We start from the raw sequence: 25,677 nt of genomic DNA on the forward strand, positions 1-25,677 counted from the left end.
TTATAGATACTAATTAGAAAAGAGTAAAAGAGATTATTTCAAAGGCTAACTTGTGAGATTTTGAAATAACCTCTTTTATTTAGGTTATCATTAGAAAATTTATTTTTATTTTTGTAGTCTAGGCTACAGAAAATATTTAGAATTGTTTGTATAATTTAAAATTAATAGATGTAGAAATTCAATTTACACTAAAATCAAAAATTAGATAAGGGGGTTATCAAAAATGTTAAAACTTATAGGTGTTTTTATAGTAATAGTTGGTTTTGCTTTAAAACTGGACACTATAGCAGTAGTTTTAATAGCAGGACTTGCTACAGGACTTGTAGCAGGACTAAGTTTTATGGACATATTAGGAATACTTGGAAAGGCTTTTTCTGATACTAGATATATGACATTATTTGTTCTTACTTTTCCAGTAATAGGTATATGTGAAAGATATGGTTTAAAAGAAAAATCAATTGACCTAATAAAAAATACGAAAGCTATTACAACAGGAAAAATACTTACATTATATATGTTTATAAGAGAAGTAGCAGCGGTTCTTTCTATAAAATTAGGAGGACATCCTCAATTTATAAGGCCACTTATAAATCCAATGGCTCAAGGTGCAGCTGTTAGTAAATATGAAAATATAGATGAAGAGGATGAAGAAAAAATAAAAGGGGCTTCAGCAGCTATGGAAAACTACGGAAATTTTTATGGACAAAACGTTTTTGTTGCTAGTCCGGGGGTACTTCTTATTGCAGGGACAATGGGCAAGTTAGGATACAATGCAAGTCAAATAGATGTAGCAAAAGCTTCTATACCTATTGCTATATTAGCTTTTATAATAGTAGTTATACAAAATCTTTGGTTAGATAGAAGCCTTAGAAAAAAATATGAAAAAAGAATTGAGGGTGATAATAAATGAGTATAAAAATAATATCTAAAATCCTTTTAGAAATTTTCTGTATACTATCAGGTGTAATGATGATTGTTACAGCATACTATGTCTCAATAGACAAAAAGCACCCTACAAGAATAGGCACAACAGCCTTTTGGGCATTACTTGGAATAGTTTTTATGGGTGGTACATATATGCCAAATGAGTTAACTGGCGGACTAATTCTTATTATGGGGATATTAACTGCTTTAAAACAGGTTAATATAGGCAAACTACTAGAACCTACTGAAGAATTTAAAGAAAATCAATCTAAAAAGATAGGAAGTAAGATATTTGTACCTTCAGTTATACTTGCAGTAGCGGCTTTTGTAGTAGCACAATATACAAAGCTTGGAGGAGAGGTTGCTATAGGAATATCTGCTTTAGTAGCAATTATATTTACTATTATTATAACAAAATCTCCTTTAAAGAATGTAATTGTAGATGGAGATAGAATGATGCAGCAAGTAGGACCTTCTAATATACTTCCACAGCTTTTAGCAGCATTAGGAACTGTGTTTACTACAGCTGGAGTTGGACAAGTTATATCTCAAGGAATTTCTACAGTTATGCCAAAAGGAAATATACTTTTGGGCGTAATAGTGTATTGTATAAGTATGGCTATATTTACTATAATAATGGGTAATGCTTTTGCAGCTTTTGCTGTTATAACAGCAGGAGTGGGAATACCTTTTGTATTCTCTCAAGGCGCAAATCCAGCCATAGCATCGGCTTTGGCACTTACTGCAGGATACTGTGGAACATTGATGACACCTATGGCTGCCAATTTTAATGTGGTGCCAGCAGCATTACTAGAAACTAAAAGCAAAAATAGAATTATAATAACTCAATTACCAGTGGCTATATTATTGCTTATAATTCATATAATTCTTATGTATAAATTAGCATTTTAAAGGAGGTTTTTAAATATGAAAATTTTAATTACAGGTTTTGAGCCCTTTGGAGGTGAAAAAATAAACCCTGCATTAGAGGCCATAAAGAAGGTAAAAGATAATATAGAAGGGGCAGAAATAGTAAAGGAAGAGATTCCTACTGTATTTGGAAAGTCTATAGAAAAGCTTGAAGAGGTTGTAAAAAAACATCATCCAGATGCAGTAATATGCGTAGGACAAGCAGGTGGAAGATTTGATATAACAGTAGAGAGAGTTGCTATTAATATGGATGATGCAAGAATAGATGATAATGATGGCAATAAACCTATAGATGAAAAGATATTTCAAGATGGTGAAAATGCTTATTTTTCAACGCTTCCTATAAAAGCAATAGTAAAGGAGATAAGTAATAACGGCATTCCAGCATCTGTATCTAATTCTGCAGGTACTTTTGTATGCAATCATATAATGTATGGATTATTGTATATCATTAACAAAAAATATCCTAATATAAAAGGTGGCTTTATACATGTTCCTTATATACCTATACAAGTAGTTAATAAAAAAGAGGTACCTTCAATGGCTTTAGATGATATGGTTAAAGCATTAGAATGTGCAGTAATAGCAATACTAAAAAATAAAGAAGATATAAAGTTATCTTGTGGTGAAATTTGTTAAAGATTATATATAAAAATGAATAGTATTTTAAAATACATAGCAGTTTTTGTTGCTATGTATTTTATTTTAGCTTAAAATTAAAATAAATATTTCAAATGAAATTTTTTAAAAGGAGTGTGATACGTATGTATATAGAACTTTTTGATAAAGAAAAGCAGGACGAAATGAGATCGTTTTTTTTAAAAGAATTAGCTCCTTTAGGTAAAAAAAAGCAGTATAAGAAAAGTGAATTTATAGATATTGAAAAAGAAAATTTTGTAGCAATAGTAATTAAAGGTAAAGTTAAAAGTATAATTTGTAATTCAAGGGGGATGGAAAAAGTACTTTATTTTCTTCAAAGTGGAGAGATATTTGGAGAGATAAATTATTTTGTAGGAGGAGAAAGGTCGCTAATTGTGTTTATGGAAGCTTCGGAAATAGCATTGGTTAATAAAGAAATTTTAAATAAGTTTTTGGAGGAGAATTCCAAAGCTTATAATTTTTTTATTCACAGCATAGTTAGAAAGTATAGAATATCTGTTTTACAAATGGCAGATAGTTTATTTTGTTCTTCTAAAGCTAAAATAATAAATGCTATATATAGGATGCTTATTCAAACTACAAAAATTTCAGAAAGTAAATGTTTAATAAACATACCAATGACACAACAAGAATTGGCAAATTTGGTGGGTTGTTCTCGTATAACGGTAACAAGAACTTTAAAGTATTTAAAAGATGAAAAAATAATAGAGATGAGAAACAAGAAAATATATGTTTTAGATATAAACAAACTTAAATATATAGTTGAAGAATAATGTTAAAATAGTATTAGGCATCTTCAAAAAAATAACAAGTCCATATGCTAGTCTATTTTTTGTAATACTGCGTCCACAGAACTCTTAGATAGCTTAAGCTTCTGCGGAACCTGTCTCCTTGTCTTACAAAAAATATCCATCGCATATTGGACTTGTTATTTTCTTTCAGATGCATTAATTTGTAAATTAATGCTATTTTAATATTTTGATAAAAAAATATTAATGTGGTATAATTTTACTTAAATGTTATATTGTTATTTGTAGTTTTTTTAACAATCACAATTAACATTTTTCAAAATTGATATAGTTAATGCGCATTAACTTATAAAAATAATTATCAATATTTTTAATTTATAGTGTATAGGAAGGGTGATTTTTATGGATTGGAAAAAACTATACGAAAGTAAACTAGTAAGTGCAAAAGAAGCAGTTTCTAATATAAAATCTAATAGTAGAGTAGTTGTAAGTATTGCAGCTGCAGAACCTACAGAGCTTATAGATGCACTGGTTGAAAATAAAGAAAACTATGAAAATGTAGAAATAGTGCATATGGTAGATGTGGGAGAATGCAAGTATGCACAGGAGGGAATGGAAAAGTACTTTAAATATAATTCTACATTTGTAGGTACTAATACTAGGGATGCTGTTAATTCTGGAAAGGCAGAGTTTACTCCCTGCTTTTTTTGTGAAATACCTGGATTGTTTAAAGATGGATATTTACCTGTAGATGTGGCATTAATTCAAGTAAGCAAACCTGATAAACATGGTTATTGTAGTTTTGGAATTTCCAATGACTATACTAAGCCAGCAGCAGATTGCGCTAAAATGGTAATTGCAGAAGTAAACGAAAATATGCCTAGAGTTTTAGGAGATTCATTTATACATGTATCGGATATCGATTATATAGTAGAAACCTCACATCCTGTAATGGAGTTAAAACAGCCTAAGATAGGAAAGATTGAAAGAGCTATAGGAGAGTATTGTGCTTCATTAGTTGAAGATGGTTCTACGCTTCAAGTTGGTATAGGAGCTATTCCGGATGCAGTACTGTTATCCTTAAAGGATAAAAAGGATTTAGGTATACATTCAGAAATGATATCTGATGGGGTAGTTGATTTAGTAGAATCAGGTGCAATTAATAATAAGAAAAAAACTTTGAATCCAGGAAAAATAGTTGTAACTTTCTTAATGGGCACAAAAAAGTTGTACGATTTTGTAGATGATAATCCTATGGTAGAGACTTATCCTGCAACTTATGTAAACGATCCTACAGTTATAATGAAAAATTCTAAAATGATTTCAATAAATTCCTGTGTTGAAGTAGATTTTATGGGACAAGTATGTTCTGAAAGCATAGGAATGAATCAGATAAGTGGAATTGGAGGACAAGTTGATTTTATAAGAGGAGCTAATATGTGTAAAGATGGAAAAGCTATCATTGCTATACCATCCACTGCTGCTAAAGGAAAAGTTTCTAGAATAGTTCCATTTATACAAAAAGGAACACCTATTACAACTTCAAGAACTGATGTAAATTATATTGTTACAGAATATGGTATTGCTAGGCTTAAGGGTAAATCTTTAAAGGAAAGAGCTAGAGCACTTATAAATATTGCTCATCCAGACTTCAGACCTTGGCTTATAGAAGAATATGAAAAAAGATTTAGAAGTAAATTTTAAGTATAATGAGATACAACTGCCAATAACCGAAGAAACGTTAAGCTGTATTCCGACTGATATATGTTGTGCAGGAACACTCACTTCATTTAAGAAGTTCTAATGCCTGAGATATTAAAAAATGCCTATCTTCTCAAATGTGACGTCCTGTCACTTTCGGAGCTTTTGCCGTCCTGGCAAAAATTACGGCATTTTTCAATATCTCAAGCATAAGAACTTCTAAAATTTGCTCGAATGTTCCTGCACAACATATATCAGGTCTTCATACAGCTTAACGCTTCTTCTTAGTGCATTGCGTATAGCATTATCTAAAATTTATAAAAACATCTTGGAAGAGATTGATCAATTAAATTGTTGAAAAATCTAATACGAAAATATATTCAATGCGGACTCCACCTATAAAAAGTTGTGTTGCAACGCACTTTTATATGAAAATTACACGTTCCATATATCCTTTGCATATTTTTTTATGGTATTATCAGAAGAAAAAATACCTGATTTTGAAATATTCATTATGCACATTTCCTGCCACTTATTTTTATCTCTATAAAGTTTATCTATATTATCTTGAGCATTTACATAAGAATCAAAATCTTTTAGAACAAAGTATTCATCATTTTTTTCTAGCAGTGATGAATATATGTCTTTAAATTCAGAAGAAGATACATTTAGAGAAGTATCAATAAGTGAGTTTATTATTCTTTTTAGTCTAGGATCTGAATAGTAATAGTCATTTGACTTGTAACTATTATTTTTTTCTAAATTAAGAACCTCTTCTTTATTCATGCCGAATATTACTATGTTTTTATCACCTACAGCTTCTTTAATTTCAATGTTAGCTCCATCTAAGGTAGCAATGGTCACTGCACCATTCATCATAAATTTCATATTTCCTGTTCCAGAGGCTTCTTTAGTAGCTGTAGATATCTGTTCACTTACATCAGCACAGGGAATTATTTTTTCAGCTAAAGATACAGAATAATTTGGCAAAAACACAACTTTTAATTTCCCATGTATGGCATCTTTATCGTTATTAATTTTGGAGGCCACTGTATTAATAAATTTTATAATTTGTTTTGCAAGATAATATCCAGGTGCAGCTTTTCCTCCAAAGAAAAAGGTTCGTGGAATAATATCCAGGGATGGATTTTCTTTTAGTTTGTAATACAGGTTTAAAATATTAAATACATTTAACATTTGTCTTTTATAAGCATGAAGTCGTTTAACCTGTACATCAAATATAGAATAAGGATTTATCTCTATACCATATACTCTTCTAGCATAGTTGCAAAATGATATTTTATTTTTTTCTTTTACTTCTCTAACTTTATTTTGGATATTTAAATCATCAGCATACTTCGAAAATTTTTCTAGTTCTAAAGGGTTTTTAATCCATTGATCTCCTATAGTTTCACATAATATTTTTGTAAGACTTGGATTTGCTTTAAGAAGCCATCTTCTATGAGTTATACCATTAGTTTTATTATTAAATTTTCTTTCATAGAATTCATTAAAATTCTTAAGTTCTTTATTTTTTAAAAGGTCTGTATGGAGTTTTGCAACACCATTAACGGAGTGACTGCCGACTATAGCTAAATAAGCCATTCGTATTTCACCATTAAATATTATTGACATGTCGTTAAGTTTTTTATTATCATTTGGGTATTTATTTTTAATTTCTTCACAAAATCTTTTATTTATTTCTTCAATTATCATATATATCCTTGGTAAAAGCTTTTTAAACATGTATATAGGCCACTTTTCAAGAGCTTCTGAAAGTATGGTATGATTTGTATAAGACATAACATTTGTAGTGATCTTGAAGGCTTCATCCCAGGATATTTCTTCTTCATCAATTAATATTCTCATGAGTTCTGCTACAGCAACAGATGGGTGAGTATCATTTATTTGAACAGCAATATATTTATCTAATTCATTTATAGGAATGTTCATTTTTTTATAAGTTCTAATTATGCTTTGAAGACCTGCACTTACAAAGAAGTATTGTTGTTTAAGTCTTAATAGTTTACCCTCTTCTTTTGAATCATCAGGATATAATACTTGAGATATAGATTCTATAGAATTTTTATGTTCTACGGCTTTTGAATAATCTCCTTTACTAAAGAAATCAAAATCAAAATCGCTGTCTATGACTTCAGCATTCCATAATCTTAATGTATTAACAGTGTCTGTATTATATCCTATTACGGGAGTATCATAGGGAACAGCTAAAATTTCTTCATAGTTCTCATGTATAAATTTCAATGAATTATTTTTGATTTCAGTACGTACATTACCACTAAATCTAATTTTAACAGCTTTATTTTCTTTTCGTGTTTCCCATATGTTTCCGTCTCTTAACCAATGATCAGGAACCTCTACCTGGTATCCATTTATTATTTTTTGTTCAAAAAGTCCATAGTAATATCTTATACCACAGCCGTGACCTGGAATACCTAAGGAAGCCATAGAATCAAGAAAACAAGCAGCAAGTCTTCCAAGGCCTCCATTTCCCAGACCAGCATCACTTTCCACTTCTTCTAGTTCATTTAAGTTTATGCCTAACTCTTTTAAGGCTTGTTTGCAAACATCTTTTATTCCTAAATTTAATAGATTATTTCCTAAAAGTCTGCCTATTAAAAATTCCATAGAAAAGTAGTATACTTGTTTTTTTTTAGTATTTTTGTATTTTCTATTAGTTCGCATCCAATTTTGCGATGAATATTTTTTTACCAATTCGGAAAGGGCAAAATATTTATGAAGATTAGATGCTCCTTTAATATCCTCGGAATACATTGTAGTCAGTTCATTTATAAAATCTCTTTTAATGCTTTTTTTGTCAATATACATAGTATCGATCATCCTTTCATGCAATACTAATTTTACTTATATTGGTACTATTTATATATTATAGCATAAAAACATATAAATACCATTCGAAAAAATTAAAATGTCTATTAAGTTATAAGCATTAATGGTAGAAAATTAATATAGAACTATTGAAAGCTATGTGTAATAAAAAAAGTAAAATTTTATAGTTTATTTAAAATGTCAAGATAATTAATCATAATAAGTTTTAACTTCAAATTTGTATGTAATTTGATTAAAAGGAAAAAATATAGCGGTAAATATCAAAAAAAAAGGAATTTATACTTCCTTTGTAGAATATATATTTCCAATATAATATGATTATGCAAAAATTATTATAAAATAATATGATGACCTAAAAAATAACACCAATTAAGAGAAAATTATCATATTGTGGAATATCTTGAATTAGATGAACCTATTTAATTTTTCATAAGATTTTTTACCATCTAGAATTTAATAGTATTGAACTCAATTCTATAATGATGTATTAAAGTAAATTAATAAATCAAAATAGTATCATAAGGAGTGATTTAGATTGGATAGAGAACCGATGCTGGATATGTTTCTTTTTGAAACAAATCAGCTTATAGAACAGTTAGAAGAAATAATTATTCGATGTGAAAAAGAAAAGAAGCTTCAAGATGAAGATATAAATGAAATTTTCAGAATAATGCATACAATAAAAGGTTCTTCGGCAATGATGATGTTCAACAATATTTCTGTACTTGCCCATTCTTTAGAAGATGTATTTTTCTTCATAAGAGAGAATAAAAATACTGTAATCGATTTTGAAAAGTTATCTGAATTAGTACTTTCAGGTATTGATTTTATAAAGAATGAAATAGATAAATTAGAAAATTCAGACGAAGCGGATGGAGTATCAGATTCTCTTGTAGAAAGCATAAAGATGCATCTAAGCATAATGAAAAGTAATGAAAATCAGGATCAAAATCAAGAGAATGAAACAGATTTACAAAAGGCTCAGGAGGATAAAACGCAATATTACATAGGATTCTGTAAAAATGAATCCTTAAATGTTAATGCAACAAAATATTCTGTGCTTATTTTATTTGAAGAAGATTGTGAAATGGAAAATATAAGGGCATATACTGTTTGGCATAATATTAAGGACATTACCACTGAAATTTATTACTTTCCTGAAGATATTATGGATAACAATGATAGTGCAGACATTATAAAAAAAGATGGATTTTTAATGTATTTTGCTACTGATAAATCAAGAATAGAAGTTGAGGCATTGCTAAATCAAACTGCTTTTGTACGAAGTATGGAAATAAATGAAATTGATGAATATCCAGAACAAATTACGGATTCAGTTCAAACTGAAGATACGTCTGTTGGCAATGAAGATACTTCTATTTCTAATTCAGAAGAAAAATCCTATGAACCTGAACACGATAATAAAAATAATGAAAATAAATCAAAAACATCAAAACAGCAGAGCATTATAAGTGTAAATATTTCAAAATTGGATATGCTTATGGATTTAGTAGGTGAGATAGTTATTTCGGAGGCTATGGTTACAAGAAATCCTGAAATAGAAGCTTTACAATTAGATGGTTTTAATAAAGCGGCAAGGCAATTAAGAAAGCTTACTAATGAACTTCAAGATATTGTAATGTCAATAAGAATGGTTCCTGTATCTATGACTTTTCACAAAATGAATAGAATAGTTAGGGACATGAGCAAAAAACTAAATAAGGAAGTTGAACTGGAAATTATCGGAGAAGAAACTGAGGTTGATAAAAACATTATAGATCATCTTTCAGATCCTCTTATGCATCTTATAAGAAATTCGCTGGATCATGGATTAGAAGATAAAGAAACTAGAATAAAGAATGGCAAGGATGAAAAAGGAAAGATAACTTTAGAGGCTAGAAGTGAAGGCGGAGATGTATGGATTGTAGTTAAAGATGATGGAAAGGGTATGGATAGGAAAAAGATTTTAAAAAAAGCAAAGGAGAATGGACTTTTAACAAAGAATGAAAATGAACTTACAGATAAAGAAGTTTTTTCGTTCATACTTTTACCAGGCTTTTCTACAAAAGAAAAGGTTACTGAATTTTCTGGACGTGGAGTTGGTATGGATGTAGTTAAAAAGAATCTTGAAAGTATTGGTGGAACTATATCAATAGATAGTACTTTAGGAAAAGGAACTACTATGGTTATAAAAATTCCTTTAACTCTTGCAATAATTGATGGTATGGAAATTGCCGTAGGAAAAACTAAATACACAGTACCAACAACCTCTATAAGAGAGTCTTTTAAACCTTCAGCAAAAGATGTTACAGAGGATTGTGATGGAAATGAAATTATTATGATAAGGGGTCAGTGCTATCCTGTATTAAGGATTCACAGAGCATTTAATATACAAACAGAAACTACTTCCATAGAAGATGGAATTATGGTAATGGTAGATGGAGATTCAAAATCAGCATGTATTTTTGCAGATAAATTATTAGGAGAGCAGCAGGTGGTGGTTAAAGCATTACCTAAATATATAAAAAAGGTTCAGGGAATTGCAGGATGTACCATACTAGGTGATGGCAGTATAAGTTTGATTATAGATGTAAATGGTATTTTAGAAAAGCTATAAATATACATCTAAATTTTAAATAGTATGAAATATAAATATTTATATTTTTAAGACATTGATAACTAAGGTTTCTGATTTAGTTTAGATTAATTGTTTTATATAATTTTAAAGAGTTTGTTTTTATAATAGGGGGGACATTATAAATGAATTATCTTAAAAATTTAAGTATAAAATCCAAAATTTCAACAGCCTTTATATTGGTAAGTGTGTTAATGCTTGTTATGGGCTATGTAGCTATTAGAAATATTAGAGATATTAGCAGTTTGGATACAGATTTATATGAAAGAAGTACAAAGCCATTAGCTAATTTAAATACAATTTCATTGGACCTTGAAAAAATGAGCACCCTGGTGCGAGGTGAAGTTATAAGTTCTGATTTAAATGAAATTAACAGTGACAAAAATGAAATAGCAAATTTAGATAAAGATTTAGATAGCAATATGGCAGAGTTTGAAAAAACTATTAAGGATGAGAGTATTAAAAATGAATTTAATAATTTAAAAACTTTGATGGATAAATATAGACCTATCAGAGATAAAGTATCAAACCTTGCAGTTGCTCAAAATGATGCAGAGGCTATAAAAATAATCAATGAAGAAGGAACTGAATTAAAAAAGTCTATAGATAAATCCGCTAAAAATTTATTCAATTTGAAGATAGGACGTGCCAAAGATAAATCAGATACTAATACCTCTGCATCTAATAAAACAGTAACTATAATTTCAATTTTGATTATTACATTTGTAATAATGGCATTGATAATAGGAGGATTCTTAGCACATATAATAAGCAAACCACTAAAAAAGCTTACTGAGGTTGCAGAAAAAGTTACTATGGGTGATATTGAAGCTGATGTACATGTAACTTCAAAGGATGAAATAGGAAAACTTCAAGGTGCTTTTAAGGATATGGTTGAAAATATAAGGGAAAATACTAATGCTATAAATAAAATAGCTTCAGGTGATTTTAAAGTTCAGGTAAAAGTAAAATCAGAAAAAGATGTACTGGGAAAATCTATAGCAAAAATGATTGATAACATGAAACTGTTAATGGATGAAACAAATAATTTAATTGAAGCAGCAGAAAAAGGAAAATTACATGTGAGAGGAAATTCATCAGCTTTTGTTGGGGAATGGAAAAAACTTATAGAAGAAATAAATAGTTTGATAGATGCATTTGTTGTGCCAATAAATCTAACATCGAGTTATGTTGCAAGGATAGCTAATGGGGATATGCCATCTAAAATAACAGATGAATATCTAGGAGATTTTAATGAAATTAAAAATAGTTTAAATAATTGTATAGATAATATTAATGAATTAGTAAAGGATGCAAATGTGCTTGTTGAAGCAGCAGTAAATGGAAAATTGGATGTAAGAACAGATGCAAGTAAACATAGTGGAGATTATCGTAAAATAGTAGAAGGTGTAAATAATACCCTTGATATTGTAATAAAACCGTTAGATGAAGCCAATAATGTTCTAGGAAGGTTAGCTTCAAATGACTTAAGCATTTCAATGTCTAATGATTATAAAGGAACATTTAAAGAATTTTCAGGTTCAATAAATGCTGTACTGGAAAGACTATTAAGTTTACAGGATGCTTTTGTTAAAATTTCAAATGGTGATACAAGTATATTAGAGCAATTCATCAAAATAGGCAAAAGGTCTGAAAATGATAAATTAATACCTGCTATTATAGAAATGATGAGTACAATACAGAATTTAATTAATGAATCAAAAACACTAGCTTTTGCAGCCGTAGAAGGTAATTTAGATATTAGAGGTGATGCAGAAAAGTTTAAAGGTGGTTATAGAGAAGTTATTGAAGGAATTAATAAAACTATGGATGCAGTAGTTAAACCACTTGAAGAAGCTTCAAGCACAATGCAAAAGATGTCACAGGGAGATTTAACATGTAACATGAGTGGATCTTACAAAGGTGAATATGCTAAAATGCAAGACTCCTTGAATTTCACAATTAGTTTTTTAAATAAAATATTAAGTCAAATCAATAATGCATCTACAGAAGTTGCTTCTGGAGCAAGACAGGTCTCTGATGGAAGTCAGGCATTATCACAGGGGGCTACAGAGCAGGCAAGTTCTATAGAAGAGTTAACAGAGTCTATTACAGAAGTTGCAGCACAAACAAAAGAAAATGCAGTTAATGCAAATGAAGCAAATGGACTATCATTAAAGGCAAAAGAAAATGCAGAACAGGGCAATAAACACATGGCAGAAATGCTTAAGTCTATGGAGGAAATTAATGAATCCTCTTCAAGTATTTCAAAAATTATTAAAGTAATAGATGAAATAGCTTTTCAAACTAATATACTTGCTTTAAATGCAGCAGTAGAAGCAGCAAGGGCAGGACAGCATGGTAAAGGCTTTGCAGTAGTAGCAGAGGAAGTTAGAAATCTGGCAGCGAGAAGTGCAAATGCAGCTAAGGAAACTACAGCGTTAATAGAAGGTTCGATTAAAAAGGTAGAATCAGGCACTGAAATAGCTAATGAAACAGCTAAAGCTCTTAATGAAATTGTGGAAGGCGTATCAAAATCAGCAAGTTTTGTTTCAGAAATAGCTTCAGCATCTAATGAGCAGGCATCAGCAATAGCACAAATAAACAAGGGAATTGAGCAAGTATCACAGGTGGTACAGACTAATTCTGCTACAGCAGAGGAAAGTGCAGCAGCAAGTGAAGAACTTTCAAGTCAATCACAAATATTAAATGAAATGGTAGGGAAGTTTATACTTAATAATGTAAGTTCAAGCTATACAGAAATTGAAAAGAATCAGTACAAAAATAAGGAAAGCTATGTAAATGATATGAATTATGCATATAGAGAAGCAGCAGTAACTTCTACAAAACCTAAAATAGCTCTTAGTGATAGTGAATTTGGTAAATATTAAAAAAATATTACTTATGAAGTTATAACTTTTATGAAATTTGAATTGAAGGAAGGTGTATTAAATGTCAGAAATAATTGATGAAACAACAGAATTAACAGAGGATACTCAGAAAGGGAGATTTTTAACATTTTCAGTAGGAAAGGAAAGTTACGGCATAGAAATTAAGTATGTTAAAGAAATAATTGGTATACAGGAAATAACAGAAGTGCCAGAACTTCCTGACTACGTAAAAGGTATAATAAACCTTAGGGGTAAAATTATACCAGTGATGGATGTAAGATTAAGGTTTAAAAAAGAACCTAAGGAATACAATGATAGGACCTGTATAATAGTAATTGATGTTGATGAAATTTCTATAGGATTAATAGTGGATAATGTTTCAGAAGTGCTTACAATAGAAGAGGAAAATATCGTTCCGCCACCAGATTTAAAAACAGGATTTCATAATCGTTATGTAAAGGGAATAGGTAAAGTAGGAAGCGAAGTTAAACTTTTATTAGATTGTGATAAAGTTTTAAGTGATGATGAAATTGATGTTATCAAGGAATCTGTATAAGATAATTTTTAGGTTCAGGTAAAATTTGCTTATAATATTAATGTAGTATATCTTAAAGTTATTTAATAACTTAACAAATTATAATCTGAACCGTATAAGAAATAATCTAGAGACATTTAGTGATTTCATATTAATTTAAATGGAAGATGAGATATTAGTAATGGTACTCTGACTGGACGAAATAAATAACTTAGTTAGAAAGGAATTAATGCTATGAAATGGTTTTACAATATGAAAATTTCTAAAAAAATTATTACCTCAATTACTGCTATAGCAGTAATTGGTGGTTTAATTATTGGATCAATAGGATTTTTATATATTAATAAAATTAATAGTTTAAGCAAGGTAATATATAGAGAAAATATAGCACCATTAACTCCTATATATAGAGTGGAAGCGGATTTTTTAAAAGTACGTAATACTTTAAGAGATATGGCATTAAGTAAGTCTCAGGATAAATCTCAATATGTTAATACAATAAATGATTTATATAAAGATTTAAATAACAATTTAAATGATTATGATAAATATATATCCTCTAGTGAAGAGGATCAGAACTATAAAACATTAAAATCTGATGTAGATAAATATACAGTAATAAAGGATAAGATTATTAATTTGATACAATCCAATCAATTGGATGGTGCTGTAGCATTAATGAATGGCGATGGTAGTATTATAACAAATGAGCTAGACACAGCTATCACAAAAGCTTTCAATATTAATAATAAACAAGCTGATGATCGTAATAAGATGAATGAAGCTAATGGAAGTAGAGCAGAAATATTAATGTTTGGGATTGTTTTATTATCAATAGCTATGTCTATACTAATAGGTTTATTTGTTTCAAAAGTAATTAGCAAACCTTTAAATAAAATGGTGGATGTGGCAAATAGCATTTCTTCTGGAAATCTTAATGTAGATTTAAATATTGATAATAAAGATGAAATTGGAATTCTTGGACAAGCATTTAAGGAAATTATACAATCGTTAAAAAATCTAATAACAGATTCCAATATGCTTGCTGAAGCAGCAGTGGAAGGAAATCTTACCAAGAGAGTTGATGTAAGTAAGCATAATGGAGATTACCGTAAAATAGTAGAAGGTTTTAATAATACATTTAATTCAGTAGTGGAACCATTGAATGAAGCCAATGAAGTTTTAGGCAAAATGGCAGTAAATGATTTTACTGTAAAAATGGATACAAATCAAAAGGGAGAGTTTATAAAGTTTGCCAATTCAATTAATACTGTTCAAAGAAATCTACTTAATGCTGAAGATATTTTTATTAAGATTTCAAAGGGAGACATAAGTAGATTAGATGAGTATAAACAAATAGGTAGAAGATCTGAAAATGATAAATTAATACCATCAGCTATAGCTGTTATGGAAGTAATACAGAATTTAATTAATGAATCTAAGAGGCTTGTTTTTGCAGCTGCAGATGGAGATTTAAAAATAAGAGGAAATGCAGATAAGTTTAATGGTGGATATAGGGAACTTATTGAAGGAATTAATAATACAATGGATGCAGTGGTTAGACCAATTGAAGAAGCTTCTGCTGTAATGAAAAAGATGTCAGAAGGAGATTTAACACATTCTATGAATGAAAATTATAAGGGTGAATATGCTAAGATCAAAGACTCCTTAAATTTCACAATTAGTTTCTTTAATGAAGTATTAAATAAGATCAATAATTCAGCTGCAGAGGTTGCTGCAGGGGCAAGACAGGTATCAGATGGAAGCCAAGCTTTATCTCAAGGAGCCGCTGAACAGGCAAGTTCTGTGGAACAATTAACAGTATCTATTACAGAGGTAGCAGCACAAACAAAAGAGAATGCTGCTAATGCAAATAAAGCAAATGAGCTAGCACTTAAGGCAAAAGAAAATGCAGAGCAAGGTAATGAACATATGGTTGAAATGCTTAAATCCATGGAAGAGATTAATGAATCTTCTTCGAGTATCTCAAAAATAATAAAGGTAATAGATGAAATAGCTTTCCAAACCAATATACTTGCTTTAAATGCTGCAGTAGAGGCAGCAAGAGCGGGTCAGCATGGAAAAGGGTTTGCAGTGGTGGCAGAAGAGGTTAGAAATTTAGCAGCAAGAAGTGCTAATGCAGCTAAAGAAACTACAGGTCTCATAGAAGGATCTATTAAGAAGGTGGAAACTGGTACTGAAATAGCTAATGCCACAGCTAAGGCTCTCAATGAAATTGTGGAAGGTGTAGCAAAATCTGCGAACTTTGTTGGAGAGATAGCATCAGCTTCCAATGAACAAGCGGCAGCCATCGCACAGATAGATAAGGGTGTTGAACAAGTATCACAGGTTGTACAGACAAATTCCGCTACAGCAGAGGAAAGTGCAGCAGCAAGTGAAGAACTTTCAAGCCAATCTCAAGTGTTAAAAGAAATGGCTGGAAAGTTTAAACTTAAGACTGAGACTTTTAATTATTCATTACATGGAAAAAAACAATTTGAAAATAAAAAAAGTTATGTGAGTGATATGGATTATTCATATGAAGAAGTAGCAACTTCAAGCAAACCACAAATAGCTCTTAGTGATAACGAATTTGGTAAGTATTAATTAGAATGAAAATATTTTGAAAGGCTATTGGGTATTTTTAAATTATTACAATAGCCTTTCAGATGCTTAGGAGTGAAATTATGATTAGTATAAAGCAGGATGAATTTAGAGAGCTGACAGAATATTTAAAAAGTAATTATGGAATAAATCTTACTAAAAAGAAAATTTTAATAGAAGGAAGATTAAATAATATTTTAATAGAGAAAGGTTTTAAAAATTTTAGGGAATATTTAAATTACTTATTTAGTGATATGTCCAAAAGTGAATTAACGCTTCTTATTAATAAACTAACTACAAATCACACTTTTTTTATGAGAGAAGCTGATCATTTTGATTACTTTAAAAATAAAATTTTACCTTATTTAGAGGAGACAGTAAAAGATAAAGACTTAAGAATTTGGAGTGCTGGATGTTCTTCTGGAGAGGAACCATATACTCTGGCTATGATAATGGAAGATTATTTTCAAGGAAATAAAGGATTTTGGGATAAAAAAATATTGGCTACAGATATTTCTGTAAATGTTCTTCAAACAGCAGAAAAAGGTATTTATACAAAGGAATCTATAGAAAGAATTCCTCCAAATTGGCAGTTAAGTTATCTAAATAAAATTAATAGTAATGAGTATCAAATTTCTAATAAACTGAGAAATGAAGTTATTTTTAGAATTTTCAATCTTATGGAGGAGGTATTTCCCTTCAGAAAAAAGTTTCATGTAATATTTTGTAGAAATGTAATGATTTATTTTGATGCTAAAACAAAAATGGAGTTAGTAAATAAGTTTTATAAAATGACTGAACCAGGAGGATATATGTTTATAAGTCATTCAGAGTCTATTAGTAGAGATGAAACTGATTATAAGTATATAATGCCTGGAGTTTACCGGAAAGGATAGATTATTATGTATGCGAGTAAAAAAATAAAAGTATTGGTGGTGGATGATTCTCTTATATTTAGGGAAACGGTAGCTAAAGGTATTGCAGAGGATAGAGGAATAGAAGTTGTTGCTACAGCTTCTGATCCATTTGATGCAAGAGATAAAATAATTAAATTTGAACCGGATGTACTTACATTAGATGTAGAAATGCCTAAGATGAATGGTATAGAATTTTTAAAAAGACTAATGCCGCAGTATCCTATGCCAGTTGTGGTAGTAAGTGCAGTAAGTAATAATGTTTTCGATGCTTTAAATGCAGGAGCTGTAGATTTTGTTACTAAACCAGATGGAAGAAGCGTTAATGGATTAGAGGGATTTATTAAAGAATTAGTTACAAAGATTAAGATAGCTTCTGTAGCAAAAGTTGGACAGTGGAAAAAACAAAATAATAGAGGAGTTTCAAGTAATACTGTAGGAAACAATATTTCAAATAAAATAATTGCTATAGGTTCATCTACAGGTGGTACAGAAGCTGTAGCTACTATATTGCAAATGATGTCTAAAAATGTGCCGCCTATACTTGTAGTACAGCATATGCCTCCTGTTTTTACAAGAATGTATGCTGAAAGGCTTAATAATTCATGTGCTATGGAAGTAAGAGAAGCTAAAAATGGTGATAGGATTTATAATGGACTTGTGTTAATAGCCCCAGGAGATTATCAAATGGCATTAGAAAAAAGAGGGGCATATTATTATGTTAGATGCTTTAAGGGTGAAAAAGTTAATGGACATTGTCCATCTGTTGATGTACTTTTTGAATCAGTGGCAAGAGAAGTAGGAAAAAACGCTATAGGAATTATACTTACAGGTATGGGATATGATGGTGCTAAAGGATTACTTTCTATGAAAAAAAGAGGAGCTGTTACTATAGGTCAAAATGAAGAGTCTTGTGTAGTATATGGGATGCCAAAGGTAGCTTATGATATAGGAGCAGTACAAAAGCAAGTTTCTATTGAAAATATAGCAGGCTCTATATTCCCTTTTTTTAACAGGAACAATGCTTAAAAAAGGAGAACATACAAATAACTAAATATAAATGATGTGTATGAGATATGGATGGCACATCATTAAATTCGGAAAGCATTTTATTGGAACAAAATGAATCATCAATAGCTTATGTAATTAATAATTTTATATAAAAGGAAAATAAATAATAGGAAGCTGTTTAAAGTAATTTAAACAGCCTCCTTGTTTATAGTTTATTGGTTACTACTCTGTAATTCCAACAGAGTCAAAAGCAGAATTTACAGCACTTACTTCATTTGATGAATCACCATATATTTGCGAAGCTGCAGATACTAAAGCATTTCTTGCAGCTGAAAAGTCTGCAGTGGATGATAAGATTTCAGTAAGAGCTTTATAGTAAATTTTAGCTGTCTTGTCACATCCTATAGATTTTGCAATCAAGAAAGCTGCTTTGTTAGGTATACCACTGTTTGTGTGAACTCCACCATTATCGCTTGAACCATTAACATAATCTTTCATGTTATCTGGTTGATCATAAAGTGTTGGATCAGCAAGACTTCTTAATGCATCACCAGGTTTATTTGGTGTGTAAATTTCATCGCCTACAACCCAATCGTTAGCATTAAATTTCCATGTTCCACCATTTTTTACATTGCATTTATCATAACTTTGAACTAAAACTCCAAAAACATCGGAAAATGATTCATTTAAAGCACCGGATTGATTACGATAAACTAAATCTGCAGTATTTTGAGTTACACCGTGAGTTAATTCATGAGCAACTACATCAAGGTCACCGCTGAAATAAGTAAATTCAGTACCATCACCATCACCATAAACCATTTGTTCTCCATCCCAATAAGCATTATCATATGATCTGCCATAATGAGTTGTAGAAATTATATTCATTCCCTTATCATCTATACTATTTCTTCCAAATAAATTTTTATAAAAATCATAAACTACACCAGCATTATAATGTGCACTAACGGACGCTTTGAATTTTTCAGTACTAAATTTATTTGTAGTATTAGTTACTAGACTTCCAGGTTGTACCTGTCTATTATTAGCTGTATAAGTTTTTATTTTTCCACTCATTGGTTTTGTTGAATCTATCATTTGATAGTTACTTCCTGATTTGTACAAATTTAGAGCTTTGTTAGTTCCATCAACTGCAGTTCCAGTTCCAGTTGTAGCGCCATCGTATCTTATATTACTTTCTTTACTAACTATGTTTCCTGATAGAGAATCTATTAGCACTTCCCAGTTTCCTATCTCAGGTTCTGTGTAATATATATTTACACTATATACTAAAGTAGGAGTTCCATCTTTAATTACAATTTGAGTTGTAGCTGTTGGTTCTTTTGCTAAAGATGTATAAGTGAATTGTTTTTTAGCAATATTAATTGCTTCCTTTGGTGAAATACACTGAGCTTTTACATTATCAAGTGGTTTATAATTTTTGTTAATAGAGCCTATTATATTTTTTATAACACCATCTTTATCAATAGACATTACAAATTGACTTCCTCTTATTGGAATATTGTTTATTGATTGTGTTACTTTAACTTGAGTATAACCTAAATTGTCTTTTTTCATAGAAATTATTTTAAAGTTACTTTTTCCGCTTGCATTTGTGAAAGATGATTTGTTATTTTCGAGATATGTGAGAATATCTTTTTCGGTAATTTGTATTTTAGCTGATGATTTACCTTTGAAGAATATGTTAGTTTTCTGATCTTCAAAAGAAGCTGAATTTTTGTTTTGGGAAACAGTTATAGCATCTTTAGCATTTGGATTATTCATAGAATTCTCCTTTGCTGAAACACCAATAAAAGAGCAAGAAGTAGATACAAGGGCTGCCGTTAACATAATGGATAACATGGTTTTTTTCATAATAAAACATCCCCTTTTTATTATATTTAATTGTAAGTTTTATGAATATATAGAATTGAGTTCATGCAATAATTATATATTGAATAGAAGTAGATGTAAAATTATCGAAATTATGGAAAAATAAAATATGCATGCTTTTTTTAACACTATGAAATATATAACAAACTTTTATAATTAAATTTAATAAAATACGTGGCAAAAAATGTATTTTATCATAATTTTTACAATGTTAAAAGAATTTTAAAAGAATTACAAAAAATAGATTATCTTTGTGTATGATAGTTTATTTTAATTATGAATTGTTAAATATAGATTATTTATTATAACAATAAAAATATGCTGTTTAAAAATACATTTTTAATGAATTATCTTTTTACCTTATTGAAAAAAGTTATAAAAATAAGAGCTATGAAATTAAGGAATAATCCTGGATTTCATAGCTCTTAGAATTTAAATTATATATATATTAGCATGGTAGTGAAACAGAGAAAAATAATTCACATCATTTTTCATAAATGTAATGATTTTGTCTTAGGATATTGTTTTAAACTCATAGCCCTGGCCTTTAAGGTATTCTATAATTTGAGGTAATGCCTTAGCTGTTTGATCTTTACCATAGGTATCGTGCATTAGTATAACTACTTTTTGTTGTGTTCCAACACTTTCCTTTACATGTTCTAAAAGTTGCTCAGCATTTTTTCTTCTTCCTTCTGCATCAAAGTCATAAGCATTCCAATCTATACTATACATGTCTTTTTCTTTTAATCTGGAATTAAACTCATCTAAGTTTGGATCATGATAATACTGTCTTGACATATAACCACCAGGCATTCTTATTACTCTTGTATTAAAATCTTTTCCTAAAATGTTTTTTATAGCATTATTATCCTGTTCAACTTCATCCATATAATGATTCACATCAAGTCTATTTCCAGGATATAATTTTTTCATACTGTGAGAATAAGTATGATTTCCGATAGCATGTCCTTCTTTAAATATCTGGCTTACCAGTTCTTTACTTCTTTCATTTGCTTCAACATTTTGTCCCATTAAACAGAATGTTGCTCTTACATCGTAGTTTTTAAGAGTTTCTAATATTCTAGGGGTTACAGTAGTTGAAGGACCGTCATCGAAAGTAAGAAATGCTATTTTTTTGCCATCATTTTCTCCCTTACCATCTAATATATCTTTTACTTTTTTTGCATCATAAGTATATTTTTTTCCTTCACTGGATACATTATGTTTATTATCATCTTTATTGTCCTGTGATTTATTTTTATCCTGATCTTTGGCGCTAACATCTTTATCATCTTTCTTAGAAGATGGATCTTTATCTGTTTTAGCTTCAGGTGTCTTGTTAGCGGATACTGCTTTATTAGCTTGTACTTTAGAGCCATAAAAATAATTATAACCTTTATATGATAAGGTAAAAATACCAATTAGTAATAATAAAATTAGGGCGCTATTTCGTATAGCTTTAATACGATTGTTTCTTTTGATCATAGTAAATTATCTCCTATCTGTTCTTATTAAATCAAGATAAACTTGATTTATGTAATTGTGAAATTTTGAGTTTAATTTTACGGGGTTACTTTTATTATACAAAATTGTACAAATTAAAACTATAGGATTTACCATAAAAAATGAAATTTTTATATTACAATTTTGTAATATAACCTTTTTATTTAATTTCTGACAATATTTTACAGTATTTTTTTGGAGATAGTCCGAAGTTTTTCTTAAAGGCTCTAACGAAATTAGAATAATCACTAAAGCCACATTCTATACAAGTTTGGGTTATGCTTTTACCATTCTTTATTAAAGAATTAGACATAATAAGTCTTTTTTGAAGTATATAATTATGAATGGTATAGCCTGTTTGCATTTTGAATTTATGCATGAGATGATATTTGCTCATATAAAATTTAGAGGATAGGGTATCTATGGACAAATCCTCAGATAGATTTTCATTTATATAATTTAAAATTGAGCTAATACGTTCATCATATTCAATATCTGATAACTCTTTTATATTTTGCATTCCTAAAAATAATCTATTAATATAAACCATAAACTCTAAAAACAATGAAGATCTTAGTATTTCATATGCAAATTCTTCACTTTTATATGCATTCTCTATCTTAAAAAGTAAGTTTTTTATATTTGAAATCCATTTATCTTCTAGTCTTAACAGATTAAAATGTTTTTTAGAAGCAAGTTCAAAACAAGTTAATAAGTTACATCCGCTGTTATGCTTTATTAAAAAATCTGAATTAACCCAAATTATTATGCGTTCATAAATACCAGTAGGGTCTATTACAGCTTTGTGAATATCATTATTATTTACAAGAAGTATATCCCAGGGTTTTAACTTGTAAGCTTTACCTTCTATAAGATAAGTTACATTTCCGGATATGAATACAACTATTTTATTAAAATTATGATAATGAAATTGAAATTGTGTATCGTTTTTATCTTTTAAATGGAAAATTTGAAAGTCTTTTTTTAGATAACCTTTTTTTATTTTTAAAGTTTCGTTTTCTAACATACTATTACCTCTACATTAAGTTTCAATAAATATGCTACAGCATTTTTTGCAATATTTCAAGCATTTTTAGCAATAAATATAGTAAAAAATTGTAATATAATAAATAAGAAATAGAAAGTAAGTAGTAAGCAATAAAAAAGCAGAGAACTGCTTAATATAGTCAATTTGGAGGTATAATTTAATGAAATTATTTTTTAAAACTTACAAATCATCTATTATATTATTATGCTCTATAGTCTTAGGAGGTGCTATAGGAATTATTTTTGGAACAAAAACCTCTATATTAAAACCATTTGGTGATTTATTTTTAAATTTGATGTTTATGATAATAGTGCCATTAGTATTTTTTAATGTTACTTCAGCTATAGCTAATATGAATGGTATGAAAAGGCTTGCAAAAATTATGGGAAGTATAGTTATAGTATTTTTTAGTACAGCACTTGTAGCGGCAATAATCGGTCTTATAGGTGCTCTCATAATAAATCCTACTAAGGGAATTGATTATTCCATTATAAAAAAAGTAATAACGGAAATTCCAAGCAGTTCTCAAAAACTAAAGCATTTGGGAGCTTTACAGCAGTTTGTAAATACTGTTACTGTAACAGATTTTGTAGGACTATTTTCTAAGAACAATATGCTGCAACTTATTCTTTTTTCAATACTTTTTGGTATTTCCACAGCTATGCTTGGTGAAAAAGGTGAACCTGTTGCTAAATTTTTAGAATCTGCTTCAAATATAGTTATGAACATGGTAAAAATTATAATGTATTATGCACCTATAGGTTTAGGATGTTATTTTGCAGCCATAATAGGTGAATTGGGTCCCCAAATACTTCAAGGATATTTAAGAGTATTTATTCTTTATATAATTCTTACAGTGATTTACTATTTAGCATTTTTTACTTTTTATGCTTTTTTAGCTAATGGAAAAGATGGAGTAAAAACTTTTTGGAAAAATGCTCTTCCACCAACAATTACATCTTTAGCTACATGTTCAAGTGCTGCATGTATTCCTATTAATTTAGAAGCTGCAAAAAAAATGGGGGTTCCTGAAGATATAGCTGAAACTGTAATTCCATTAGGAGCTAATATTCATAAGGATGGATCTGTGTTTGGTGGTATTATGAAAATTATTTTCTTATTTGGATTGTTTGGAAAGAATTTAAACAGTATTTCTACGCTTCTTGGTATCATATTAGTAGCATTTTTAGTAGGTGCTGTAATGGGAGCTATTCCAGGTGGTGGCATGATTGGTGAAATGCTTATTTTAAGTGTGTATGGTTTTCCGCCAGAATGTTTGCCTATAATTGCAGTTATAAGTACGATTATAGATGCACCTGCAACAGTATTAAATTCTACAGGAAATACAGTGTGTGCTATGATGGTAACAAGAATGGTAGAAGGTAAAGAATACATTGAAAATTCTCTTAGGATGTAAAGTTTCGATTTTTATGATAAAATTTAAGTGAACTTTTTATTAAAAAAGCTCAAGATAATATTTTTTAAAATATTATTCATAAAGTGATTAAAAAAGTTTTGTAATTTGAGGTGAGAAATTTAATGTTAAAACTTAAATATAAAATTTGGTTACAGGATGATGGAAGAACTTTTGGAAAAGGAGTATATAATCTTTTAGTAGGTGTGAAAAAGAAAGGATCACTGTCGGAAGCTGCAAAAGATATGGGGATGTCCTACAATAAGGCCCACAATTTAATTAAGAATGCAGGAAAAAGATTAGGTTTTGAGCTTTTAGTGAGCAAATCAGGCGGTAATAAGGGTGGAGGTTCTGTTCTTACGGAAAAAGCAGAAGACTTTATAAAAAACTATGATGAATTTTTACAAGAATGTGATAAATGTTTACAAAATGCTTTTTTAAAATATTTTAAAAATTAAAAAATGTGGAAAAATGTTTACAATAATACAAAAAATCGTTATACTTTTATTAGTGTAACGATTTTTTATTTTGAATTTTAGGAGGAGATTATATTGAAAAAAAATTTAGTAGTTTTAAGTGTTTTAGCTAGTATTTTAATTTTTTCTGGATGTTCACAAAAAAATGCAGAAAGTGCTAAAGAAAGTCCTAAAAATATAACTATTTCAGCTGCAGCAAGTTTAAAGGAGTCATTGACAGAAATTCAACCTAAGTTTGAAAAGGATAACAATATAAAACTTACCTTTAACTTTGGAGCATCAGGAACACTTCAGAAACAAATAGAACAAGGAGCACCATCAGATGTGTTTATATCAGCTGGCAAACAGCAGATGGACAAACTCGAAAGTGAAAATTTAATTGACAAAGACAGCAGAAAGAACTTATTAAACAATAAATTAGTATTAATAGTGTCAAAGGATTATAAGGATAAGATAAAATCAACTTCAGATCTTGTTAATATTAGTGCTAAAATTGCAATGGGAGAACCTACTGTAGTACCAGCAGGACAATATGGAAAAGAAAGTTTAGAAAAGTTAAATTTGATGGATAAATTAAAAGATAAAATTGTATATGCAAAAGATGTTAAACAGGTAGTTCAATATGTAGAAAATGGAGAAGCAGCAGCAGGTATTGTATATAAATCAGATGCTACTGTATTAAAAAATAGTTCAATAGCTGAAGTTATTAGCGAAAGTTCTCATAAACAAATAGTTTACCCAGAGGCAATAGTTACAGCATCTAAAGAAAAAGAATCAGCAAAGAAATTCTTAGATTATTTAACTAAGGATAGTTCTAAGGAAAGCTTTAAAAAATATGGATTTGATATAAGTGTAAAGTAAACATATAATAGAATGTAATTTACTATTAAAAAATTTAATAGTAAATTACTAAATATA

Annotated in this window: 18 protein-coding genes; 14 read left to right on the forward strand and 4 right to left on the reverse strand. The window is 29.3% G+C overall.

Going from position 1 to position 25,677, the window contains the following annotated elements:
* The first annotated feature begins 223 nt into the window (after positions 1-223).
* The 5 genes from HBE96_RS06295 (at position 224) to HBE96_RS06315 (ending at position 4,967) form a co-directional block, all read left to right on the forward strand.
* Complete coding sequence (locus HBE96_RS06295; RefSeq protein WP_169296908.1) at positions 224-910, forward strand: DUF969 domain-containing protein; 687 nt, start codon at positions 224-226, stop codon at positions 908-910.
* Positions 907-1,836: a DUF979 domain-containing protein gene (locus HBE96_RS06300; RefSeq protein WP_169296909.1), complete on the forward strand. Its 930-nt coding sequence runs from the start codon at positions 907-909 to the stop codon at positions 1,834-1,836. The genes HBE96_RS06295 and HBE96_RS06300 overlap by 4 nt, the downstream gene beginning before the upstream one ends.
* Positions 1,837-1,851: 15 nt before the next feature.
* Positions 1,852-2,493, forward strand: a complete 642-nt coding sequence (pcp, locus tag HBE96_RS06305; protein ID WP_169296910.1) for a pyroglutamyl-peptidase I — start codon at positions 1,852-1,854, stop codon at positions 2,491-2,493.
* Positions 2,494-2,618: 125 nt separating this feature from the next.
* Positions 2,619-3,287, forward strand: a complete 669-nt coding sequence (locus tag HBE96_RS06310) for a Crp/Fnr family transcriptional regulator (RefSeq protein WP_169296911.1) — start codon at positions 2,619-2,621, stop codon at positions 3,285-3,287.
* Positions 3,288-3,665: 378 nt separating this feature from the next.
* Positions 3,666-4,967 carry an acetyl-CoA hydrolase/transferase family protein gene (locus HBE96_RS06315; RefSeq protein WP_169296912.1) on the forward strand — a complete coding sequence of 434 codons (1,302 nt, stop codon included), beginning with the start codon at positions 3,666-3,668 and terminating at the stop codon, positions 4,965-4,967.
* A gap of 432 nt (positions 4,968-5,399) precedes the next feature.
* On the opposite strand, the gene HBE96_RS06320 is transcribed toward HBE96_RS06315, so the two are convergent.
* A complete protein-coding gene (locus tag HBE96_RS06320) occupies positions 5,400-7,814 on the reverse strand; it encodes a glycogen/starch/alpha-glucan phosphorylase (protein ID WP_169296913.1) in 2,415 nt (804 codons plus the stop codon).
* Between the two features lie 571 nt (positions 7,815-8,385).
* On the opposite strand from HBE96_RS06320, the gene HBE96_RS06325 reads away from it, so the two are divergent.
* From HBE96_RS06325 to HBE96_RS06350, 6 genes are all read left to right on the forward strand, one after another.
* On the forward strand, positions 8,386-10,452 hold the full coding sequence (locus HBE96_RS06325; protein WP_169297008.1) for a chemotaxis protein CheA: 2,067 nt from the start codon (positions 8,386-8,388) through the stop codon (positions 10,450-10,452).
* 143 nt (positions 10,453-10,595) lie between these two features.
* Positions 10,596-13,361, forward strand: a complete 2,766-nt coding sequence (locus HBE96_RS06330; protein ID WP_169296914.1) for a methyl-accepting chemotaxis protein — start codon at positions 10,596-10,598, stop codon at positions 13,359-13,361.
* A gap of 61 nt (positions 13,362-13,422) precedes the next feature.
* Positions 13,423-13,917, forward strand: a complete 495-nt coding sequence (locus HBE96_RS06335) for a chemotaxis protein CheW (protein ID WP_169296915.1) — start codon at positions 13,423-13,425, stop codon at positions 13,915-13,917.
* 213 nt (positions 13,918-14,130) lie between these two features.
* Positions 14,131-16,503: a HAMP domain-containing methyl-accepting chemotaxis protein gene (locus tag HBE96_RS06340; protein WP_169296916.1), complete on the forward strand. Its 2,373-nt coding sequence runs from the start codon at positions 14,131-14,133 to the stop codon at positions 16,501-16,503.
* 80 nt (positions 16,504-16,583) lie between these two features.
* Positions 16,584-17,396: a CheR family methyltransferase gene (locus HBE96_RS06345; RefSeq protein ID WP_169296917.1), complete on the forward strand. Its 813-nt coding sequence runs from the start codon at positions 16,584-16,586 to the stop codon at positions 17,394-17,396.
* A 6-nt stretch (positions 17,397-17,402) separates the two neighbouring features.
* Complete coding sequence (locus HBE96_RS06350) at positions 17,403-18,443, forward strand: protein-glutamate methylesterase/protein-glutamine glutaminase (RefSeq protein WP_169296918.1); 1,041 nt, start codon at positions 17,403-17,405, stop codon at positions 18,441-18,443.
* A gap of 204 nt (positions 18,444-18,647) precedes the next feature.
* Here the strand turns inward: HBE96_RS06350 and HBE96_RS06355 are convergent, their stop codons facing one another.
* The 3 genes from HBE96_RS06355 to HBE96_RS06365 form a co-directional block, all read right to left on the reverse strand.
* Positions 18,648-20,300 carry a M4 family metallopeptidase gene (locus HBE96_RS06355; RefSeq protein WP_169296919.1) on the reverse strand — a complete coding sequence of 551 codons (1,653 nt, stop codon included), beginning with the start codon at positions 20,298-20,300 and terminating at the stop codon, positions 18,648-18,650.
* Between the two features lie 531 nt (positions 20,301-20,831).
* Positions 20,832-21,803 carry a polysaccharide deacetylase family protein gene (locus HBE96_RS06360; protein WP_169296920.1) on the reverse strand — a complete coding sequence of 324 codons (972 nt, stop codon included), beginning with the start codon at positions 21,801-21,803 and terminating at the stop codon, positions 20,832-20,834.
* A gap of 178 nt (positions 21,804-21,981) precedes the next feature.
* Positions 21,982-22,848 carry an AraC family transcriptional regulator gene (locus HBE96_RS06365; protein ID WP_169296921.1) on the reverse strand — a complete coding sequence of 289 codons (867 nt, stop codon included), beginning with the start codon at positions 22,846-22,848 and terminating at the stop codon, positions 21,982-21,984.
* Between the two features lie 181 nt (positions 22,849-23,029).
* Here HBE96_RS06365 and HBE96_RS06370 point away from each other — a divergent pair, with 181 nt between their 5' ends.
* The 3 genes from HBE96_RS06370 to modA all read left to right on the forward strand — a co-directional run bounded on the left by HBE96_RS06370 (position 23,030) and on the right by modA (position 25,620).
* Positions 23,030-24,286: a dicarboxylate/amino acid:cation symporter gene (locus HBE96_RS06370; protein WP_169296922.1), complete on the forward strand. Its 1,257-nt coding sequence runs from the start codon at positions 23,030-23,032 to the stop codon at positions 24,284-24,286.
* Between the two features lie 122 nt (positions 24,287-24,408).
* Entirely contained in the window at positions 24,409-24,741 is a 333-nt protein-coding gene (locus HBE96_RS06375) for a winged helix-turn-helix domain-containing protein (protein ID WP_169296923.1), read from the forward strand.
* 93 nt (positions 24,742-24,834) lie between these two features.
* Entirely contained in the window at positions 24,835-25,620 is a 786-nt protein-coding gene (gene modA, locus HBE96_RS06380) for a molybdate ABC transporter substrate-binding protein (protein WP_169296924.1), read from the forward strand.
* Positions 25,621-25,677: the final 57 nt, after the last annotated feature.

The organism is Clostridium muellerianum (genome assembly GCF_012926525.1).
Classification (GTDB): Bacteria; Bacillota; Clostridia; order Clostridiales; family Clostridiaceae; genus Clostridium_AM; species Clostridium_AM muellerianum.

Bases quoted from the DNA above. Each gene is read 5' to 3' on its own strand.
- HBE96_RS06295 (WP_169296908.1), top strand. From the start codon at position 224: ATGTTAAAACTTATAGGTGTTTTTATAGTAATAGTTGGTTTTGCTTTA.
- HBE96_RS06300 (WP_169296909.1), top strand. From the start codon at position 907: ATGAGTATAAAAATAATATCTAAAATCCTTTTAGAAATTTTCTGTATA.
- pcp (WP_169296910.1), top strand. From the start codon at position 1,852: ATGAAAATTTTAATTACAGGTTTTGAGCCCTTTGGAGGTGAAAAAATA.
- HBE96_RS06310 (WP_169296911.1), top strand. From the start codon at position 2,619: ATGTATATAGAACTTTTTGATAAAGAAAAGCAGGACGAAATGAGATCG.
- HBE96_RS06315 (WP_169296912.1), top strand. From the start codon at position 3,666: ATGGATTGGAAAAAACTATACGAAAGTAAACTAGTAAGTGCAAAAGAA.
- HBE96_RS06320 (WP_169296913.1), bottom strand. From the start codon at position 7,814: ATGTATATTGACAAAAAAAGCATTAAAAGAGATTTTATAAATGAACTG.
- HBE96_RS06325 (WP_169297008.1), top strand. From the start codon at position 8,386: ATGCTGGATATGTTTCTTTTTGAAACAAATCAGCTTATAGAACAGTTA.
- HBE96_RS06330 (WP_169296914.1), top strand. From the start codon at position 10,596: ATGAATTATCTTAAAAATTTAAGTATAAAATCCAAAATTTCAACAGCC.
- HBE96_RS06335 (WP_169296915.1), top strand. From the start codon at position 13,423: ATGTCAGAAATAATTGATGAAACAACAGAATTAACAGAGGATACTCAG.
- HBE96_RS06340 (WP_169296916.1), top strand. From the start codon at position 14,131: ATGAAATGGTTTTACAATATGAAAATTTCTAAAAAAATTATTACCTCA.
- HBE96_RS06345 (WP_169296917.1), top strand. From the start codon at position 16,584: ATGATTAGTATAAAGCAGGATGAATTTAGAGAGCTGACAGAATATTTA.
- HBE96_RS06350 (WP_169296918.1), top strand. From the start codon at position 17,403: ATGTATGCGAGTAAAAAAATAAAAGTATTGGTGGTGGATGATTCTCTT.
- HBE96_RS06355 (WP_169296919.1), bottom strand. From the start codon at position 20,300: ATGAAAAAAACCATGTTATCCATTATGTTAACGGCAGCCCTTGTATCT.
- HBE96_RS06360 (WP_169296920.1), bottom strand. From the start codon at position 21,803: ATGATCAAAAGAAACAATCGTATTAAAGCTATACGAAATAGCGCCCTA.
- HBE96_RS06365 (WP_169296921.1), bottom strand. From the start codon at position 22,848: ATGTTAGAAAACGAAACTTTAAAAATAAAAAAAGGTTATCTAAAAAAA.
- HBE96_RS06370 (WP_169296922.1), top strand. From the start codon at position 23,030: ATGAAATTATTTTTTAAAACTTACAAATCATCTATTATATTATTATGC.
- HBE96_RS06375 (WP_169296923.1), top strand. From the start codon at position 24,409: ATGTTAAAACTTAAATATAAAATTTGGTTACAGGATGATGGAAGAACT.